Annotated in this window: 1 protein-coding gene; it reads left to right on the top strand. The window is 67.9% G+C overall.

Translation table 11 applies throughout. From position 1 onward, the window contains the following. Positions 1-6: 6 nt before the first annotated feature. Positions 7-839 (top strand): ketoacyl-synthetase C-terminal extension domain-containing protein (locus B1H55_RS12460; RefSeq protein ID WP_276205187.1); only part of this gene is annotated, 833 nt, incomplete at its 3' end.

Genomic DNA, 839 nt, shown 5'->3' with positions numbered 1-839 from the left:
GCTGGGATGGTGTCGGGGTCGGGGGTGTGCTCGGCGTTTGGCGCTGGTGCTGATGGTCTGGTGCCTGGTGAGGCTGTGGTGGCTGTGGTGGTGGCTCGTGAGGACGTGGCGCGTCGGTGCGGGCTGGGTCTGGTGGCTCGGGTGTCGGGCTCTGGAGTCAACTGTGATGGGCGGACCAACGGTATCTCTGCTCCGTCTGGTGAGGCCCAGAAGGCGCTGCTGCGGCAGGTGTGGTCGCGTGGTGGGGTGGATCCGGGCTCGCTGGGTCTGGTTGTGGCGCATGGGACTGGTACTCCGCTGGGGGATCCGGTGGAGGTCAACGCGTTGGTGGATGCGTTTGGTGGTGGGCCTGTGGGCTCGTGCGCGGTGGTGTCGGTCAAGCCGAACGTGGGGCACTCGCTGGCGGCGTCGGGTCTGGTGGGGCTGGTGGTGCTGGCGTGCGCGCTGCGTGATGGTCAGGTGCCTCCGAGCGCGTGCTGTGAGCCGTTGAGCTCGTATGTGGACTGGGAGTCGTCGCCGGTGTTTGTCAGTCGTGAGCTGGGCGCGTGGCCGGGCGCTGGTGGGCTGCGTCGTGGTGGGGTGAGTGCGTTCGGGTTCTCTGGGACCAATGCTCACGTGGTGCTGGAGCGTGAGGTGGGGTGGGACGAGCCGGTTCCGGCTGGTGGTGGTCAGGGGCCGGTTGTGCTGATGGTGTCGGCCAAGACCGAGACCGCGTTGGTGGACAGCTGCAGGAACCTGGCTGACTGGCTGGAGCGTGAGGGCGAGGATGTCCGGCTGGACCACCTTGCTGTGACGCTGGCGCTGCACCGCTTCCACTTCGCCCACCGAGCAGGCATCGT

It is taken from the genome of Actinomyces denticolens (genome assembly GCF_002072185.1).
Classification (GTDB): domain Bacteria; phylum Actinomycetota; class Actinomycetes; order Actinomycetales; family Actinomycetaceae; genus Actinomyces; species Actinomyces denticolens.
Note: the sequence above shows the minus strand (reverse complement) of the source record. Positions and strands in the feature narration are given on the sequence as shown.